The organism is Hymenobacter latericoloratus, from assembly GCF_014199535.1.
Taxonomy (GTDB): domain Bacteria; phylum Bacteroidota; class Bacteroidia; order Cytophagales; family Hymenobacteraceae; genus Hymenobacter; species Hymenobacter latericoloratus.
On sequence record NZ_JACHNV010000001.1, the window covers coordinates 424,547 to 442,619 of the forward strand.

General features: G+C 63.7%; 14 protein-coding genes. 8 read left to right on the forward strand and 6 right to left on the reverse strand.

Going from position 1 to position 18,073, the window contains the following annotated elements; translation table 11 throughout:
- Window positions 1–357: 357 nt before the first annotated feature.
- Window positions 358–1,698, reverse strand: a complete 1,341-nt coding sequence (gene hflX / locus GGU46_RS01915) for a GTPase HflX (RefSeq protein WP_183401897.1) — start codon at window positions 1,696–1,698, stop codon at window positions 358–360.
- 51 nt (window positions 1,699–1,749) lie between these two features.
- A complete protein-coding gene (locus GGU46_RS22280; RefSeq protein ID WP_183401898.1) occupies window positions 1,750–2,526 on the reverse strand; it encodes a c-type cytochrome in 777 nt (258 codons plus the stop codon).
- A 331-nt stretch (window positions 2,527–2,857) separates the two neighbouring features.
- Here GGU46_RS22280 and GGU46_RS01925 point away from each other — a divergent pair, with 331 nt between their 5' ends.
- From GGU46_RS01925 to rfbC, 6 genes are all read left to right on the forward strand, one after another.
- Entirely contained in the window at window positions 2,858–3,580 is a 723-nt protein-coding gene (locus tag GGU46_RS01925) for a hypothetical protein (RefSeq protein ID WP_183401899.1), read from the forward strand.
- 42 nt (window positions 3,581–3,622) lie between these two features.
- Window positions 3,623–4,357, forward strand: a complete 735-nt coding sequence (locus tag GGU46_RS01930) for a hypothetical protein (RefSeq protein ID WP_183401900.1) — start codon at window positions 3,623–3,625, stop codon at window positions 4,355–4,357.
- Window positions 4,358–4,741: 384 nt separating this feature from the next.
- Complete coding sequence (locus tag GGU46_RS01935; protein ID WP_183401901.1) at window positions 4,742–5,431, forward strand: hypothetical protein; 690 nt, start codon at window positions 4,742–4,744, stop codon at window positions 5,429–5,431.
- A 144-nt stretch (window positions 5,432–5,575) separates the two neighbouring features.
- On the forward strand, window positions 5,576–6,301 hold the full coding sequence (locus GGU46_RS01940; RefSeq protein ID WP_183401902.1) for a T9SS type A sorting domain-containing protein: 726 nt from the start codon (window positions 5,576–5,578) through the stop codon (window positions 6,299–6,301).
- 80 nt (window positions 6,302–6,381) lie between these two features.
- The gene (locus GGU46_RS01945) at window positions 6,382–7,512 is read left to right on the forward strand and encodes a glycosyltransferase family 4 protein (RefSeq protein WP_183401903.1); all 1,131 of its coding nucleotides are present in this window, start codon (window positions 6,382–6,384) and stop codon (window positions 7,510–7,512) included.
- A gap of 50 nt (window positions 7,513–7,562) precedes the next feature.
- Window positions 7,563–8,105 carry a dTDP-4-dehydrorhamnose 3,5-epimerase gene (rfbC, locus tag GGU46_RS01950; RefSeq protein WP_183401904.1) on the forward strand — a complete coding sequence of 181 codons (543 nt, stop codon included), beginning with the start codon at window positions 7,563–7,565 and terminating at the stop codon, window positions 8,103–8,105.
- A 419-nt stretch (window positions 8,106–8,524) separates the two neighbouring features.
- Here rfbC and GGU46_RS01955 read toward each other — a convergent pair whose 3' ends face one another.
- Window positions 8,525–9,835, reverse strand: coding sequence for a UDP-N-acetylmuramoyl-tripeptide--D-alanyl-D-alanine ligase (locus tag GGU46_RS01955; RefSeq protein ID WP_183401905.1), 1,311 nt, complete (start codon window positions 9,833–9,835; stop codon window positions 8,525–8,527).
- Between the two features lie 54 nt (window positions 9,836–9,889).
- On the opposite strand from GGU46_RS01955, the gene GGU46_RS01960 reads away from it, so the two are divergent.
- Window positions 9,890–12,202 carry a T9SS type A sorting domain-containing protein gene (locus tag GGU46_RS01960; RefSeq protein ID WP_183401906.1) on the forward strand — a complete coding sequence of 771 codons (2,313 nt, stop codon included), beginning with the start codon at window positions 9,890–9,892 and terminating at the stop codon, window positions 12,200–12,202.
- Between the two features lie 80 nt (window positions 12,203–12,282).
- Here the strand turns inward: GGU46_RS01960 and GGU46_RS01965 are convergent, their stop codons facing one another.
- From GGU46_RS01965 to GGU46_RS01975, 3 genes are all read right to left on the reverse strand, one after another.
- A complete protein-coding gene (locus tag GGU46_RS01965; protein WP_317171833.1) occupies window positions 12,283–13,092 on the reverse strand; it encodes an amidohydrolase in 810 nt (269 codons plus the stop codon).
- 125 nt (window positions 13,093–13,217) lie between these two features.
- The gene (locus GGU46_RS01970; protein ID WP_183401907.1) at window positions 13,218–14,375 is read right to left on the reverse strand and encodes a methionine aminotransferase; all 1,158 of its coding nucleotides are present in this window, start codon (window positions 14,373–14,375) and stop codon (window positions 13,218–13,220) included.
- A gap of 75 nt (window positions 14,376–14,450) precedes the next feature.
- Window positions 14,451–17,498: a PAS domain-containing protein gene (locus GGU46_RS01975; RefSeq protein ID WP_183401908.1), complete on the reverse strand. Its 3,048-nt coding sequence runs from the start codon at window positions 17,496–17,498 to the stop codon at window positions 14,451–14,453.
- Window positions 17,499–17,675: 177 nt separating this feature from the next.
- Between GGU46_RS01975 and GGU46_RS01980 the strand changes: the two genes are divergently transcribed.
- Entirely contained in the window at window positions 17,676–18,071 is a 396-nt protein-coding gene (locus GGU46_RS01980; protein WP_183401909.1) for a hypothetical protein, read from the forward strand.
- Window positions 18,072–18,073: the final 2 nt, after the last annotated feature.

Sequence of the window (18,073 nt, forward strand, 5' to 3'; positions counted from 1 at the left end):
TCCAATTTATTGAAAATATTTGAACATTTTGCTTAATAATTGATAAAACGGTAGAGATATGGTAAAACGCAGTATTCCGGCTTTGATACTATTTCTCAGATAAGTGCAAACAGGAGAAGGGAGCGGTAAATAGCGGCAGCTCAGCCCGGTAAGCGGCTCCGCCCTTCTGCCCCGCCCCGGCCGCCACCTGCCGCATCCCGGAATGAGCCGGGCCGGGCGGTTTGCTGCCTGACCGGAACAGGAAATAAGAAGCCGGAGCATGTTTTCCAGGGAAAGGAAGTGCCGCTCCCCTGACGGGCACAAAAAAACGCCCGGCCGTAGGGGGCCGGGCGCTGAAAATCAGTTACGAGAAATGCGCTACGCTTCGGAATCGTCGGGCTGCACGGGCTGCACGGAGGGGTAGCGCTCCTGGTACAGGGCCGATACGTTGCGCACGAGCAGGGCCCGCAGCTCATCAAGATTCTCGCGCTCCTGGGCCGAAATAAAGATAACCGGGTCGTGGAGCTTGGCCATGTAGGTGGCTTTCAGCTGCTCCAGGGTGGGGCGGGGGGCCGGGCCCTCCTCGTCGTCGGGGTTCATTTCCTCGAAGCCGCCGTGGTGCTCTACGGCCGGCTCCTGAGTGTACTGGTCAATCTTGTTGAAGACCAGCAGCATGGGCTTGTCGGCGGCCTCAATGTCTTTGAGGGTTTCGTTGACTACCGCAATCTGTTCCTCGAAGGTGGGGTGGGAAATATCCACGACGTGCACCAGCAAATCGGCCTCCCGAATTTCATCGAGGGTGCTCTTGAAGCTCTCAATCAGGCGGGTGGGCAGTTTCCGGATAAACCCTACCGTATCAGAAAGCAGAAAAGGTAGCGTGTCCAGCACCACCTTGCGCACCGTGGAATCGACGGTGGCGAAGAGCTTGTTTTCGGCGAATACTTCGGCCCGGCTCAGCAGGTTCATGATGGTGCTTTTGCCCACGTTGGTGTAGCCTACCAGCGCCACCCGCACCACGCCGGTGCGGGCCTTGCGCTGGGTGTGGCTCTGCTTGTCCAGCTCCTTGAGGCGGTCCTTCAGGAAGGCTATCCGGTCGCGCACCACGCGGCGGTCGGTTTCAATTTCCGTTTCACCGGGGCCGCGCTGGGCCACGCCCCCGCCGCGCTGCTTGTCCAGGTGAGTCCAGAGGCCGGTGAGGCGGGGCAGCAGGTACTGGTACTGGGCCAGCTCTACCTGGGCCCGGGCCGTGGCGGTTTTGGCCCGCTGCGCGAAAATATCAATGATGAGCAGGGAGCGGTCCACGATTTTGACCTTCAGCTCGGCCTCCAGGTTGCGCAGCTGGGAGGGCGAGAGGTCGTCGTCGAAGATGACCATGCTGGCATTGGTGTGCTGCACGTAGGCCTTAATTTCCTCCAGCTTGCCCTCGCCCACGAACGTGCGCAGGTCGGGCTTGTCGAGGCGTTGCACGAAGCGCTTGGTAACGGTGGCCCCGGCGGTTTCGGCCAGGAAGGCCAGCTCATCGAGGTATTCCTGGGTGCGGGCGTCGGCCTGGCGCTTGTCGGGCACGGCCACCAGCACGGCGGTTTCGGCCTCGGCGGCGGTTTCGTAGGTGGCGTCTTTGTTGCCCTGGGCCAGAATGCGGCCGGCCCGGCCCTTCACGGTATCGAAGGAGCCGTGGTGGCGGGTGCTGTTCTGGCGGCGTTTAGATTCTTTGGCCATAGTGGTGGGAAAGGAAAAAGGCCGGCGTAAGCGGCGCGGGTAGGGGCAGGGTTATTTCAGAGTAAGAGAGTATTCCGCCACTTGCCGGATCTGCTCTTCGGTGAGTTGGTCTTTGAAGCCGGGCATCTTGCCCAGGCCGTTGGTTACCATGTACACGCGGCCGGCGGTGTTCAGGTTGCTTTTGGTCAGGTCGTGGGCGCCGTTGAGGCCCAGCTTGCCATCGGGGCCGTGGCACACGGCGCACCGCTGCAAGAACAGTGTTTTGCCCGCCGCTAGTGCCTCGGCGGGTTCGGTGGCTTCGGTGGCCGCGGCCAGGGTAGCAGCCTCCGCGGCAGAAAGGCCGGGCGCGGCATGGGCGGCCGTGTCCACGGGGGCGTCGGCTTCGGGGGTAGCGGTGGCCTCGGCCAGGCCCGGGCCGCTGGCGTAGGCGGGGCCGGTGGCGCCGTCCGGCACGGCGGGCTTCTGCAGGGCCAGGGAGCCGGTTTCCGACACGCCGTACACGTACACGAACCCCAGCAGCGTCAGGACCACGCCCAGCTTCTGCTGGCGGCGCATGGCCGCAATAGCCAGGGGTAGCAGCACCAGCACCAGGCCCAGCTTCACCCACACCCAGCCCGGCACGCTCCCGGGCAGGGTAGCCAGCAGCGCCCCGCCCGAGGCCAGAATCAGCAGGCCCAGGCCCGAGTCCACGATGCGGGTGCGGGCGCGCAGCGTGCGCAGCATGTCGAGGCGGCCGGAGAGCAGCAGCCCCGCTTTCAGCAGGTAAAACAGCAGAAACGCCAGCACCACCACCAGGTGCAGGCGCAGGAAAAAGGGAAAAGCAGCCATAGACGGGCAAAGATAGGGGCTGCCGGGCAGGCCGGCCAGGGTGGGCGGCCGGTGGGGGGCAGGGCGGGCGCATGTCACAACCTGAGCAGTAGCCGCCCGCAGCAGGAGGGGGCAGGTGGCCGGAACCCCCTGCTACCCAGGTTACTGCCGCCGCGCCGCCGGGCCGGGCGAGGGCCGGGAGGCGAAAAACCAGCCCTACAAAAACCCTGGTTTTGTCCTGGCGGGTTGGCCTTTTTCTGTTGTAACCTTGCCGGGGCGTACGGCCGGCGGCCTACGCTGCGGGGCAGCTGCCCGCCTCTCCGCTTCTGTTTTTCCTTATTCCTCTGTTAGCATGCGCTACTACTCCTTCCTGCTCCCGCTGCTTGGCGGGGCAGTGCTTCCGGCCGCGGCCCAGGTCCCGGACTCGGCCACCACGTACCGCCACCAGGTGGGCCTGACGGCCAGCCCCGTGCTGGAGGGCCTGTTCAAGAACAACCGCAGCCTGCCCCTGGGGGTGCTCTATAAGCGCCAGCTCACCCCCGCCCGGGCCCTGCGCCTGGGTGCGGTGGCCAACTACCGCTACCAGAAGCGCTACGACCCGGTGCCCTTGTCCAACCGCGACTTCCGCCAAACCGACACGGGGCTGCAAGCCTACGCTGGCCTGGAATGGCAGCGCCCGCTCAGCCGCCGCTGGGTAGCCTACGCCGGGGTGGACGTGGGAGCCGCCTACAGCAACGAGTTTTCACAAGAGTACAGTGAGAGCAGTGCCCTATACAACGGTATAAACACCACTTTCTCACTTGATGAAGACCTGACTATGCGCACTTATACTGCCTTCGTGCGTCCACTAGCCGGAGTGCGCTATCATCTCCGCTCCTTCCTGTACGTGAGTGCGGAGGCAGCTTTACCTCTACAGTACTCATATTATAAGTTGAGGAGTAGCACTGCTCGTTGGTTTAAAGACAGTGGCCAGATGATAGGCACCGACATCGGTGGTTTCCAGGAACACCGTTTGAATCTCAATTTTCGCCCTGTGAGCCAGTTGAGTGTGCATTACCTGTTCGGGCGCTCTTAGATGATTGCAACACGTCTTTTTTCATTTCTTAACCTATTCACTATGCGCTTACGCATGGCGTTTTGTGTAGCCTTGGCGACTCCCATCTGCGGCGCCTGGGCCCAGACCCCTCCCTCGGTCCCGGATTCGGCCACCACGTACCGCCACCAGGTGGGCCTGACGGCCAGCCCCGTGCTGGAGGGCCTGTTCAAGAACAACCGCAGCCTGCCCCTGGGGGTGCTCTATAAGCGCCAGCTCACCCCCGCCCGGGCCCTGCGCCTGGGTGCGGTGGCCAACTACCGCTACCAGAAGCGCTACGACCCGGTGCCCTTGTCCAACCGCGACTTCCGCCAAACCGACACGGGGCTGCAAGCCTACGCTGGCCTGGAATGGCAGCGCCCGCTCAGCCGCCGCTGTGTGGCCTACGCCGGGGTGGACGTGGGGGCCGCCTATACGAGTTGGCTGCTTAGAGAGTATTCAGAAAATGGTGAATTGTTTAACGGGGCCTACTCTATTATAGGCATGGATCAACAAGCTAGGCAGCGTACATATAGCGGTTTTGTACGCCCACTAACGGGCATTCGCTTCCATCTCCGGCGTTTCCTATATCTGAGCGCAGAAACTACACTACTTGCTCAATACTCATACTCTACATGGAAAAGCGAGTTCTCCCGCCGGGTTAAAGACACAGAACAGATACTGTCAACTGGTTCTGGCCACTTCAAAGATCGTGATATTAGGGTAGAGATTCGCCCTGTAAGCCAGCTGAGTGTGCATTACTTGTTCGGGCGTATCTAATATAAAAATGCTCTGTTTTCTTCCAGTTTTAATCATTTTATAATGTCAAGAAAGTATTTACCCTGCTCCACTAAAATAATTCTATTAACAATCTTAAGTTGCTGGCTAAGAGTGAATACTATTTATGCCCAGGCATTTCGTAGTTACACCAAAGCAGTATGTCCTAACCAAACAGTTGTATATATCTTAGAAGGCATTCCGTCAGGTTACCGAATTAATGGTGCCAGTGCTACCGGTGGCGCAGTACTGAACTCTCCAAGCGTAAACACGAACACCAATACAGCGGAGTATCAAGTAAAGTGGGGAACAGGTGCCACTGGCTCTGTCGCGGCTGGGTTACAACGCCCCAGGAAAGACTCGAATGGGAATACGGTTTGGGACGATGTGCCCATCTCTCCATCACCTTCAGTTATCATCAAGAGTGTATTTGGGATAAACATCAACGGGCCAATCACCAGCAGTGGTGGCACGGACCTGCCCCTGTGCGGCGGGGCGCAGACGCTCACGCTCTCCGTGCCACAATACTACTACGACGATGCCCGCCAGTACCCGGCCGAGGCCTATGTGTGGGAGATTCCCAGCAACTTTACCGTCGTCAATGGGGTGCAGGCTACAGAATTTGGCGCGGGCCGCTGGCTGAGTGGCAATTCCATTACTATTACAGTACCAGCCGGGCAGTTCAGCCAAGTAGTGCGCGTGGTTATCTGGAGCAAGGACTGCAACCAGAACCCAGCCTACGGCAACCCCCCGGCCACGCTTATTAGCTTTGCCCAGAGTGTAGTAATTCGTCGTACTACGCCCGTAATCAGCAGCGTTACGGCCAGCCGCGCCAGCCTCACCTGCGGCGACCGAAGTCCCCTTACGCTCACGGCTATTACCAGCCAGGCTGGAGTCAGCTCTTTTCAGTGGAGCCTACCCGCCGGATGGGCGTTTGCATCGGGTAGTAGCTCCAACGCGGCCAGCATATCCGTTATACCAACTGGCAGTGCGCCTGCCGGTGGGAGCAATATATTCCAGATAGGTGTTACAGCCCGCTATGCCTGCGTAGTACCCGCCTGCGAGGCATCTTTATAAAAATCAATTAGTTATTCTAATCAAGTAGCCGCCCCCGTAATTTCCGGCAGCCAGCCGGTTGTCATCTGCAATGGGGCCAGTACCGATTTAAGTGCATCGGCCGTAGGGGCGTTGCGCTACGAGTGGACAACCAGCGGCCCTGGCTTGCAGGTAGCGTACCTGACCGGCAACGGTAGCCAAGTGCGGGTTACGGCTCCCGCGTCAGGCAGCTTCGATGCTACCGTACAAGTGCGGGCCTACAACGACGTGAACAGCTGCGCGGCCAGCAACCCCGCTACCTACCGGTTTCGGGTCGGCAATTCTGCCACCCCCGCTGAGATATTCATCAACGGCTACTACCCCACCAGCAACGGACAATACGTGCCCCCGCAGCCCTGCGGTACCGTGTATTTCCAGCTCATGAACGGCTCACCCGCCGATGTCACGGGCGTGGTCTGGACCACCGATGGCACCATCATCAGCGGGCAGGGCAGTGGCGTTGTGCAGATTCGCTTCCCTGATAATGCCGTCTATGGCTCAGCCGTTGCCCGCTTCACCAACGCCTGCGGCACCTCCGATGGCATCCTGGCTACGGTTCCCTTCCGGGAAGAGTGCTATAACGGCGGCGGTCCGCCCCGCGACTGTATTGACTGCGAGGTCTATGGCTTCCGCAGCGCCTACCCCAACCCCGCCGACCAAGAGCTGGTGCTGGAGCAGGCCGCCGGCGCCCCTACCCTCTACAACAGCTACGGCCAGCCCGTCCGGCAGCTAAACGCCCAGTCCGGCACCCTCCGCCTCCCTACCCACGATTTGCCGGCCGGTATCTACTACCTGGAAGTGCGGAGCCCGGCCAAGGGCTACAAGCGCCTGCGGGTCCGGATTCAGCACTAACCCCCCACATAGGGAAAACCGCTTCTGGCGGCGTCCGTATCTTTGCGGCCCGGCCCCTCGAATGGGGCCGGGCTTTTTCTATGCGCGTTGCCATTGTAATTAATACCAGCTGGAACATCTGGAACTTCCGGCGCAGCCTGGTGCAGGCCCTGCAGGCCGCCGGCCACGAGGTGCTGGCCATTGCCCCCCCCGACGACTACTCGGCCCGCCTGGAAACCGAGCTGGGCTGCCGCTTCGTGCCCATCCTGATGGAAAACAAGGGCACCAACCCCGTAAAAGATGCCCAGCTCACGCGCCGCTTCTACCGCCTCTACCGCCGCGAGCGGCCCGACGTGGTGCTGCACTACACCATCAAGCCCAACATCTACGGCACCCTGGCCGCCAAGCTGGCCGGCATTCCCAGCGTCAACAACGTCTCGGGGCTGGGCACGGTGTTTATCGTGAAAAACCTGGTAAGCAAAGTGGCCCTGGGCCTCTACCGCTTCGCGTTCCGGTTCCCGAAGCGGGTATTTTTCCAGAACGACGATGACCGCCAGCTGTTTCTGGAGCACGGCCTGGTGGAGAAGCGCATCACCGACGTGCTGCCCGGTTCCGGCATTGATACCCACCGCTTCCGGCCCGCCCCCACGTTCGAGCGCCACGAGCCGTTTACCTTCCTCATGATTGCCCGCGTGCTCTACGAGAAAGGCGTGGAGGAATACTTTGAGGCCGCCCGGCTGGTGCGCGAGGCCGCGCCCGGCACCCGCGTGCAGCTGCTCGGGGGTATTGACGAAAGCGGGGGGGTAGGCGTGAAGCGGGCCGTGTTTGAGCAGTGGCTGCAGGCCGGCCACGTGGAGTACCTGGGCACCTCCGACGACGTGGCGGCCCACATCCGGCAGGCCGACTGCGTGGTGCTGCCGTCCTACCGCGAAGGCACGCCCAAAACCCTGCTCGAAGCCGCCGCCATGGGCAAGCCCATCGTCACCACCGACGTGCCCGGCTGCCGCGAAACCGTGGTGGACGGCCAGAACGGCCTGCTCTGCGCCGTGCGCAACGCCCCCGATCTGGCCGAGAAAATGCTGCGGGTGCTGCGCCTGCCCGCCGCGGAGCTGGAGCAGATGGGCCGCGCCGGCCGCCGCCTGGCCGAGCAGAAGTTCGATGAGCGCATTGTGCTGGATAAATACCTCAACATTGTGCGGGAAGTAACCGGCACCAGTGCAAGCCGCGCGTAATTCCGTCTAATTTTGCGGCGGCGGACTGCTACATCATTAACTAAGACTACATGGAGTTTAGATACTTTGCTATACAGGGGGTAGTAGAAATTCTGCCCCGGGTGTTCGGCGACGCGCGCGGGGCCTTTTTCGAGTCGTTCAGCGCCCAGAAAATGACCGAGGCCGGCATCGTGGGCGAGTGGGTACAGGACAACCAGTCGCGCTCCGACCGGGGCGTAGTGCGGGGCCTGCACTTCCAGAAGCCGCCCTACACCCAGGCCAAGCTCGTGCGCGTAGCCCAGGGCCGCGCCCTCGACGTAATCGTGGACATCCGCCGGGACTCGCCCACCTACGGCCAGCACCTGATGGTAGAGCTGGACTCGGAGCGTTACAACATGCTGTACGTGCCGCCCGGGTTTGCCCACGGCTTCACGGCCCTCGAAGACAACACGCTCTTCCTTTATAAGTGCACCAACTACTACGCCCCCCAGTCGGAGGGCGGCCTGCTCTGGAACGACCCCACCCTGGGCATTCAGTGGGGGGTAGAAAATCCTACCGTCTCGGCCAAAGACCAGATCCTGCCCACCCTCGCGGAATTAGACAGCCCGTTTTGAGGGGTGAGGAGGTAAATGGTGACAGGTGAAAGGATGGCTGGCGGCAGACTTCTGGCCGGAGGCCAGGCGTCTGCCCGCCGGCCAATTAGGCAAGTCTCCCGACTTGCGGCCGCCAACGGCGGCCAGCTCGCGTCTGCGCCGCTTGCGCCACCAGAGCGGCCTGGGTATAGCCGGGCTATAGCATCCACTGAAAAAAAGCCCGTGCAGCAGTGTTGCACGGGCTTTCCTCTTAGAAAGGATGGTTGGGGTAGCAGTTCAAAAGCTCCCGAATGGCGCAAGCGCGAGCTGGCCGCCTTCGGCGGCCGCAAGTCAGGAGACTTGCCCCATTGGCCGGCGGGCAGACGCCTGGCCTCCGGCCAGAAGTCTGCCGCCAGTCGTCCATTCACCTGTCACCATTTACCTCATCCCCTCATCACCTCCTACACCAGCTCCACCAGGGTTTCCAGGCCCATGCCGCGGGAGCCTTTGATCAGGAGCTGGCGGTTACGCAGGGGGTGGGCCTGCAGCCAGGCGGCGGCTTCGGGCTTGGTGGCGAAGTGCAGGAAGCTGGCATCCAAAGCGGCGTGGCGCATATCGGGACCTACCAGGATAACCGTTCCGAAGGGCAGGCCGCTCAGCAGCTGCCCGATGGCGCGGTGCTCGGCCTCACTGTCGGGGCCCAGTTCAAACATGTCGCCCAGAACCACCACCTTATCGGCGGGGTTGCCGGGGCGGGCGGCAAAGCTGTTCAGCGCCGCCGTCATGCTGCTGGGGTTGGCGTTGTAGGCATCCAGCACCAGCTCGTTGTGGGCGGTGCGCACCAGCTGGGAGCGGTTGTTGGTGGGCGCGTAGCTGGCCAGCGCCTCGGCAATGGCGGCCGGCTCTACCTTGAAGTAGGCGCCCACGGCGGCGGCGGCAGCCAGGTTCGGAAAGTTGTAGCCGCCCGTAATCTGGGCCTCTACCATCGTGCCCTCGAACAGGCGCAGCACCACCTGCGGGGCCGCGCTGATCAGCTCAGCGGGGTAGCTGTCGGTGGGGCCGGGGTAGGTAATGCGCTCCGCCACAGTAGCGGCCATGCCGGGCAGGCGGGCGTCGAGGGTGTTCACGAAGGCCAGGCCGCCTACCTGCTCCAGAAACCGGAACAGCTCGCCCTTGCCCTTCACGATGCCCTCTACCCCCCCGAACCCCTCCAGGTGGGCCTTCCCGATGTTGGTAATCAGGCCATGGGTAGGCTCGGCCAGGCGACAAAGCAGCTCAATCTCGCCCTGGTGGTTGGCGCCCATTTCCACGATGGCCACCTCATGCTCGCCCGGCCGGATGCTGAGCAGGGTAAGCGGTACCCCGATGTGGTTGTTGAGGTTGCCGCGGGTGTACTGCACTTTGTAGCGCCGGCTCAGCACGGTGTACACCAGCTCTTTGGTGGTGGTTTTGCCGTTGGAGCCGGTAATAGCCAGCACCGGAATAATCAGCTGGCGGCGGTGGTAGTGGGCCAGCTCCTGCAGGGCCAGCAGTGGGTCGGGGGCGAAGGTGTAGCACTCCGGGTCCTGGGCGGCCAGGGCCTCGTCGTCCACTACGGCGTGGCGGGCGCCCTTGGCCAGGGCCTGGGGGGCAAAGTCGCGGCCCCGGAACGAGGGGCCATTCAGGGCAAAGAACAAAGTGCCGTCCTGGGGCTGGCGCGAGTCGGTGCTGACGGCCGAAGCGGCCCGGTACCGGTGGTAGAGCGCCGCGAGGTCGGGCGTGCGGTTTTGCATGTAACTTAGGACAGTAGAAGTGTGTTCGTAACTCGGACCATAACGCCCGTATGCATGCGCCAGTATTTTACCGCCAGCTTTCTGGCCGCTCTTCTCGGCGGCATTTCCTTTCCGGCTTTAGCCCAGAGCAGCGCGCCCTTTGGCTTTGAGTACCGCGACGTGGCAAAAGTAGTGCACGGCACCAATACCCTGCGCAACCCCTGGGTGGGGGGCCTGAATTCGCCCCAATTTTCCAACATCGACCTCAACGCCGACCAAGAGCCCGACCTGTTTGTGTTTGATAGGGCTGCGGGCCGGGTGTTTACGTTTCTGAGCGTGGCCGCCCCCACGGGCCGGGCCTGGCAGTACGCCCCCGAGTACGAGGCCCTGTTTCCGGCCGGCCTGCAAAGCTGGGCCCTGCTGCGCGACTACGACTGTGACAACCGACCCGACCTGTTTACTTACGCCAACGGGGGCAATATCCGGGTGTACCGCCACGTGCCCGATGCTCAGGGGCGGCCGGGCTTCCAGCTGGTTACCAGCCAACTCACCTACTTCGACCCCGACCCCCTGCTGGGCGGCAACATCAACATCACGGGCGGGGGCTACAACATGCCCGACATCCGGGACGTGAACGGCGACGGCCGCCTGGACATTGTGACCTACGACTTTGCCTCGCCGTTTCCGGCCGTGAACTACTATCGCAATACTGCCACCGCCGCCTGCGGGGGCCTGCAGTTCGCGCTGGGCTCCGACCAATGGGGCCGCTTTTCGGCCTGCCTGGGCCCGTGCACGAGCTTCGCGTTCGGCACCGAGCAGTGCCAGTCGGCCCCGTTGCGGCCCCAGCACACGGGCGGCTACAACCTCACGCTGCTGGACCTGGACGGCGACGGGGACCAGGACGTACTCACGGGCCGCGACAACTGCCCGGAGCTGGTGAGCCTGCGCAACGATGGCACGGCCCAAACCGCCAGCATGCCCCGCAGTGGCCTGAACACCGCCTTTCCGGCCGGAGCCGCCGCCGCCCGCGTGCCCAACTTCCCGGCCGCCTACCTCGCCGACGTGACCTTCGACGGGCGCCCCGATGTGCTGGTGGCCCCCAATCTCTACGACAACGTGGATACCGTGGAAACCCGCCAGTCGGTGTGGCTGTACCGCAACACGGGCACCGGCGCGGCCCCGAATCTGGTGCGCGAGCAAACCGATTTTCTGCAGCGCGACATGCTGGAGGTAAGCGAAGCCGCCGCCCCCACCTTCGGGGATGTGGACGGCGACGGGCTGCTGGATATGCTGGTGGGCGGCGTAAGCCGCAACAACGCGGGCGGGTTCTACCGGGCCGGCCTGACCCTGTACCGCAATACGGGCACGGCCACCCAGCCCGCGTTTCAGCTGGTCACCACCGATTATCTGGGCCTGCTCAGCCGCAAATACACCCAGCTGAAGCCCGTACTGGCCGACCTCAACCGGGATGGGGCCCTGGACCTGGTGTACTCGGCTACCCGGCCGGGCGCCACGGCGGCCCAGGCTACCACCCATGCCGTGTACTACCTGCTCAATACGGCCGCTCCGGGCCGGGCCGCCGTATTTGGTACTACCCCGGCTACGTTGGCTACTCTGCCCGCCAGCGCCGGCAACGCGCTTTGTTTCACGGATGTGGATGCCGATGGGCGGGTGGATCTGCTGCTGGGAACTAACGCCCCCGACGAGGGCGGCTCCCTGCGCTACTACCGCAATACGGGTGCAGCTAACCTGAGCCAGGCCTTTGCCCTGCAGGAGGCCGACTTCGGGCAGCTGCGCACCGCTACCGGGCAGCGCCCCGTGAACCTGCACCCCGCCGTGGCTGATTTCGACGGGGACGGCCGCCCCGATTTGCTGACGGCTGATGCCAGTGGCCAGATTCGATTTTTTCCGGATTACCGCGGCCAGACCGGCGCCTTCCAGGGCCGCACCAACTTGTTTTATAACGCCCTGACCGGGCAGTTTCTGGCCGGGCGCCTGGGCACGGCCGCCCTGTTCCACTACGCCCCCGCCGCCTCCGACCTCACCGCCGACGGCGCCCCCGAGCTGTTTCTGGGTCTGGAGGGTGGCGGTGTCACCAGCTTCATAACCCGCAACCGCCTCATTACCTCTCAGCAAACGGCTCAGGCTACCCTACCCCTGCAGGTGTACCCCAACCCTGCCGTGGCCGCCGCCACCGTGGAAGCGGCCCAGCCCGTGCGCGTTACCCTGCTGGACCTGGCCGGGCGCGTGGTGCGGCCCGCTACCCCCGCCGCCCGCCAGCACCAACTGGACCTGACGGGGCTGGCCGCTGGTATTTACCTGGTGCACTGCCAGGCCCTGACCGGCGAAACGGCCGTGCGTCGCCTGGAGGTAGCGGCCGGACGGTAGCCGGTTCCCTGGTCGTTACACACGCCGAAGCCCGCGGCATCTGGTAGCAGATGCCGCGGGCTTTCGGGTTTTACGAGGGCTTAGCGGGAGGCGGGCTGCTGCAGCACCAGGCTTTGCAGGGCAAAATGGTCGCCGTCCTGCAGGGCCGGGAACCGCTCCCGGAAGGCCTCCAGCTCGGAGCGGCGCAGGGCGCGGGTGATGCTGGTTTCCTGGTTGCCGACTTCCACCAGATACTCGCCGCGCATGTCCAGCAGGGCCGAGTCGCCGGTGTAGGCGTGGCCGTTGCCATCCAGCCCCACGCAGTTCACGCCCATGGTGTAAGCCAGGTTTTCGATGGCCCGGGCCCGCAGCAGGGTTATCCAGGCCGTGCGCCGGATGGCGGGCCAGTTGGCCACGTACAGCAGCAGGTCGTAGGGATTGTCGAGGGGGTTGCGGCTCCAGACGGGAAAGCGCAAATCGTAGCAGATCAGGGGGCAGATGCGCCAGCCCCGCCACTCCTCAATCAGGCGGCTCTGGCCCGGGCTGTACACCTCATGCTCCCCGGCCATGGTAAACAAATGGCGCTTGTTGTAGTGGCTGATGGTGCCATCGGGCCGCACCCACAGCAGGCGGTTGTAGTAGGCCTCCTGGTCTTTGATGATGATGCTACCCACCACTACCGCGTCGCGGGCGGCGGCCAGTTGGCGCATCCAGTCGGTGGTGGGGCCGTCCATGGGCTCGGCCAGCTCCGCCGCCTTCATGCTGAAGCCGGTAGTGAACATCTCCGGCAGCACAATCAAATCCGTGGCAATGGATATTTCGTCGATATGGCGACCCAGCTCCCGGCGGTTGGCTTGCGGATCGTGCCACTGGAGGGAGGCCTGCACGAAGGAAACAGTCAGATCAGACACGGCAACAAGGTTAAGGCAGAAGGCAAACGGTTGGATTCTGTAGTATACCGAAAAGCAGGCATATCCGGCGCATAAAACCGGTAAGTGGCCCCTGGCAGCCGGCCAAAGCCCGTTCTTCCTGTTTCTTACAGGTGCCGGAGCCGCTCGGCGGCGGCGCGCAGGGTAGCTTCTTGTTTGGCAAAGCAGAAGCGCACGAGCCGGTGGTCCTGGCGGTTGTGGTAAAAGGCTGACAGCGGCACCACCGCCACTCCGGTTTCCTGGGTCAGGCGGCGGGCAAAGGTTTCGTCGTCGAGGTCAGGGGCCAAGGCCTGGTAGTCGGCCACCTGGAAATAGGCCCCCTGCACCGGCAGCAGCCGGAAACCCGTGTCACTCAGCAGCTCCCGGAACAGGTCGCGCTTCTGCTGATAAAAGGCCGGCAGTGCATCGTAGAGGCTGGTTTCGGGCAGCACATCGGCCAGGGCATGCTGGGTGGGCGTGCTCACGCTGAAGGTAATAAACTGGTGCACCCGGCGCAGCTCCGCCGTGAGGGCCGCCGGAGCCACGCAGTAGCCTACCTTCCAGCCCGTGGCATGGTAGGTTTTGCCGAATGAGGACAGCACGAAGGCCCGCTCCCGCAGCTCGGGGTGGCCCGCCACGCTGCGGTGCGGCTCGCCGTCAAATACCATGTGCTCATACACTTCATCACTGAGCAGCAGGGTAGGGGTAGGGCGCAGCAGCGCGGCCAGCGTATCCAAATCAGCCGGCGTGAGGGTGGCGCCGGTGGGGTTGTGCGGCGAGTTGAGCATGAGCAGACGGGTACGGGGCGTAAGGGCCGCCGCCACTTGGTCCCAGTCGGGGCGGAAATCGGGCAGCAGCAGGGGCACGTACACGGGCACGCCGCCCTGCAGGCGCACGGCCGGGGCGTAGAGGTCGTAGGCCGGTTCCAGAATGAGCACCTCGTCGCCGGGGCGGACCACGGCGGCTAGTACCGCGTACAGGGCCTCGGTGGCCCCGCTGGTAACGGTAATTTCGGTGGCCGGGTCGGGCGTGTGGTGATACAGGCGGGCGGTTTTGGCCGCAATGGCCTCGCGCAGGCGCGGGAGCCCCGGCATGGGCGCGTATTGCTGGTGGCCGGGCGTGAGCACGTGGCGGGCCAGCGCTTCCAGCAGAGGCCGGGGCGGGTCGTAGTCGGGGAAGCCCTGGGCCAGGTTGATGGCCCCGCTGTCCTGGGCCAGCTGGGTCATCACGGAGAATATACTGGTGCCCACATCGGGCAGCTTGGAGGCGAGGGAGGGGTAGGGCATAGCTGAGGATAGAAACCAATACCCAAGGTAGCACGGCCACCGTAGGTTCCCAGGGCCGGAGCGCCGCCCGCCGCGCTACAACGCGGGCAGGGTGCTGGCCGGCAGCGACACCCGGAAGGTAGTGCCCTCGCCCACGGTGCTGTCCACGGCAATGTGGCCGCCCACGTTCTGCACCACCCGGTTCACCAGGTACAGGCCCAGGCCAGCGCCTTCCACGTGGTCGTGGAAGCGGCGGAACAGCTGAAACAACTCTCCCCCGAAGCGCTGCAAATCCAGCCCCAGACCGTTGTCCTGCACTTCCAGCACGGGGTGACCTTCCAGTAGCAGAGTGCGAAGCACAATGCGGGGGCGGCGGTGCGGAGCCGCGTATTTCAGGGCATTGCTGAGCAGGTTGTACAGGACGCTCTGCAGGTGGGGCCGCACAAAGAGCAGCACGGGCACGGCCGCGAAATCTACCTCAATCAGGGCGCGCGAACTGGTTACCTGCTCCTGAATGCTGAGCAGTACTTCCTCCGTCAGCTGGGCCAGGTTGAGCGGCTCGGCGGGCTGCTCGTGGCGCAGCTTCTGCAGGCGCACCAGCTCCGTGAGGTTGTGGATGGTGCCATCAATCTGGTGCAGCGACTTCTCGAACATGGTGATGAGCTTCATGGCGTCCGGGTCGCGGAAGAAGGCCGTGCGGATCAGCTCCTGAAAAATGCCCGCCATGTTGTGGATGGGCTGCTTCAGGTCATGCGAAACGGCGTACACAAAACTGTCGAGGTCTTGGTTGGTGCGGGTCAGCTCGGCGTTTTTCTCCTCCAGGCGCTGCTGCACCTGCTTGTAGTCGTCGATGTCGGTGGTGGTGCCAAACCAGCGCTGAATCTGGCCGTACTCATCGCGCAGGGGGCTGGCCCGGTGCAAAAACCAGCGGTACTGGCCGGTGCGCACGTTCAGCAGGCGGCTTTCCATATCCAGCTCGGTGCCCGTCCGGATGCTGTAGCTGAACTCGCTGTGCACCGTTTCCTGCTCGGCCGGCCAGAGCAGCCCGGTCCAGCCCTCCTGCAGGCTCTGCTCCACGGCAATGCCGGTGTAGTGGGTCCAGCGGGAGTTCAGGTAATCAATGCCCCCATCGGGGCGGGCCGTCCAGACAATGGCCGGCACGCTTTCGGCCAGAAAGCGGAACTGTTGCTCGCTGCGCCGCAGTTCCTCGGCCAGCAGGCGCTGGTCCTGCACATCGGCGCAGGCCCCGTAAAAGCATTGCAGCTGGCCATCGACCGTAAACGAGGGTACCGAGCGGCTCAGGTGCCAGCGGTACTGCCCGTCGTGGCGGCGCAGCCGCACTTCCACGCTAAACGGGCTGGCCGTGGCAATGGCCTGCTCAAAGGCCTGGCGGGCTATGGCCGTATCATCGGGGTGGAGGGCCAGGCTCCAGCACCGGGGCAGGTCGTCGATGGTCTGGCCCGTGTACTCAAACCAGTGCGGACTCAGGTACTCCATGGAGCCATTGGGCAGGGTAATGCTGGTAATCTGAGGCAACGACTCGGTCATGACCCGCAGAATTTCATCCTGGCGGCGCAGTTCCTGGTTCAAATCGTCGAGGCGCAGGCGGGCCTGCACGCGTTCCGTTACTTCCACCGCAAACACCAGAATGCCCTGGGGGTGGCCGGCGGCATCCAGCAGGGGCTGAATGGTAAAGTCGAAGTAGCGCTGCTGCTGCGCCTCTGCGGGCCCTACCCACACGCCGCGCTCCTGCTCCACTAGGGTCTGGCCGCTGGTGTAGGCCTCGTCCAGCAACTCAAACAAGCCCTGGCCGGCCAGCATGGTGGCGGCCTGCCGGGCCATTTGCCCTACCCGCACCTGCCCGCCCAACAAGTTGCTGAAGTGCTGATTAATGAAGCCTACTATGTGCTGCGGCCCCAGCAGCGTGGCAATAAAGGCCGGCACCTTGCCCAGAATCAGCTGCAGCTCGTGGTCTTTCTGCTCCAGCAGCTGCTGGGTTTGCTTCTGGGCCTCAATATCGGTGCAGGTGCCAAACCACTTGGTTACCTGTCCGGCCTCATCGAGCACAGGGCGGGCCTGGGCCAGAAACCAGCGGTACTGGCCTTCCTGGCTGCGCAGGCGGTAGTCGCACTGGTAGTTAGAGCCGGTTTGCTGGGCCTGCTGCCACCGGGCAATGGCGCGCGGCCGGTCCTGGGGGTGCACCAGGGCCGGCCACTCGGCGTCGTGGAAGCTGGGCAGGCCGGTGTAGTCTATCCAGCGCTGGTTGGTATAGAGGCTTTGTCCGCCGGGCGCGAGTACCCACACCAGCTGTGGAATGAAGTCGGCCAGTACCTGAAACTGCTCCAGGCTATAGTGCAGGGCCCGTTCGGTGGCCCGGGCCTGGGTTGCGTCCTGCACGGCCCCGAGCGCGCGGATTCCCCGGCCTTCCTCGTCGCGGATGATGTGGAAACGGTCCACGGCCTCGGCCCAGCTGCCATCGGCCCGGCGCAGGCGGTAGCTGAGCTGGTAGTCGGTTGCCTGGCCGGTGCGCATGTCCAGCATTGCCGCGTTTATCTGGGGGCGGTCATCGGGGTGCAGGCAGCTGTACCAGAACGCTGAGGTTTGATACTCCGGCGTGCGGGGGTAGCCGAAAACGATGGTAAACATTTCGTTGTGCCACAGCTGCCCCGTGCGCAGGTCCAACTCCCAGAGCACGTCGTGGCTGGTGCGGGCCAGCGTCGAAAAGTTTTCGTGGCTTAGCTGCACCTGCTGCTCGGCCTGCACCTGGGCGGTAACGTCGAGTACCCGCACCAGAATGTAGCGCAGCTCGCCGGCCGGAGTCAGCACTGGTTTCAGCAGAACCTGGGCGTAACGGGTAGCGGGCGCCTGACCGGGCAGCTCGTAGCGCAGCGCATCCAGGCGGCTGGTGGTCTGCTCCCGCACTACCTGCTGCAGGGCAGCCTGCCAGCGGTCCAGCTCTGGCGATTTTGTGTGGGTTGGCAACACCGCCAGGGCCGGCTGCCCCACTACCGCCTCCCGCGGCTGAGCCAGCAGCTGGCACATGGCCTCGTTAAGGGCTGCTACCTGAAGCGCAGGCGTTAACACAAGGTGGGGGGCTGGCAGAGCCTCAAACAGGAGCTGGAAATCGAGCGACTCAGGAGCCATGGTAAAACGGGGGCGGGACTAGGCAAAGATACGCAGGCGGCTGCGGCGGGCCTACCGAAAAGCTCAGCGGTTTTCGGGCGGCATAAGACTGCCTGAAGTGCCATCCGGCCGGCCTACCCCGGCGCCCGGGCCCAAGTGCCGCCAATGCCGTTTCTTTGCGGCCAGATTGAACGCACTATGGCCTTACGACTGCTGCACCAGGACGAGCACATCAGCGTTTACTTCGACTACGCCAACGACTGGCTGTACGCCGACTGGACCGGCGACCAGAGCGGGGAATCCGTGCGGGCCGGCTGTGGGCGCATGCTGGAGCTGCTGCGGCAGGAACAGTGCCACAAAGTGCTCAATGATAACCGCCGCGTAACCAGCATGTGGCTGGATGCTTCGGAGTGGGGCGGCAAAGAGTGGTTTCCGGCCATGACGGAAGCCGGCCTGCAGTACTTCGCCTGGATTTACTCGCCCAACGTGTACAGCCGCCTCTCCACCGACCTGACCCTGGAGCACACTACCCGCCCCGTGGTGCTGACCTTTGATAACCCCGAAACCGCCGCCTCCTGGCTGCGCCAGATGTAGCC

Coding starts and splice junctions, on each gene's coding strand:
- GGU46_RS01930 (WP_183401900.1), top strand. CDS start 3,623: ATGCGCTTACGCATGGCGTTTTGTGTAGCCTTGGCGACTCCCATCTGC.
- GGU46_RS01975 (WP_183401908.1), bottom strand. CDS start 17,498: ATGGCTCCTGAGTCGCTCGATTTCCAGCTCCTGTTTGAGGCTCTGCCA.
- GGU46_RS22280 (WP_183401898.1), bottom strand. CDS start 2,526: ATGGCTGCTTTTCCCTTTTTCCTGCGCCTGCACCTGGTGGTGGTGCTG.
- GGU46_RS01945 (WP_183401903.1), top strand. CDS start 6,382: ATGCGCGTTGCCATTGTAATTAATACCAGCTGGAACATCTGGAACTTC.
- rfbC (WP_183401904.1), top strand. CDS start 7,563: ATGGAGTTTAGATACTTTGCTATACAGGGGGTAGTAGAAATTCTGCCC.
- hflX (WP_183401897.1), bottom strand. CDS start 1,698: ATGGCCAAAGAATCTAAACGCCGCCAGAACAGCACCCGCCACCACGGC.
- GGU46_RS01955 (WP_183401905.1), bottom strand. CDS start 9,835: ATGCAAAACCGCACGCCCGACCTCGCGGCGCTCTACCACCGGTACCGG.
- GGU46_RS01960 (WP_183401906.1), top strand. CDS start 9,890: ATGCGCCAGTATTTTACCGCCAGCTTTCTGGCCGCTCTTCTCGGCGGC.
- GGU46_RS01925 (WP_183401899.1), top strand. CDS start 2,858: ATGCGCTACTACTCCTTCCTGCTCCCGCTGCTTGGCGGGGCAGTGCTT.
- GGU46_RS01970 (WP_183401907.1), bottom strand. CDS start 14,375: ATGCCCTACCCCTCCCTCGCCTCCAAGCTGCCCGATGTGGGCACCAGT.
- GGU46_RS01980 (WP_183401909.1), top strand. CDS start 17,676: ATGGCCTTACGACTGCTGCACCAGGACGAGCACATCAGCGTTTACTTC.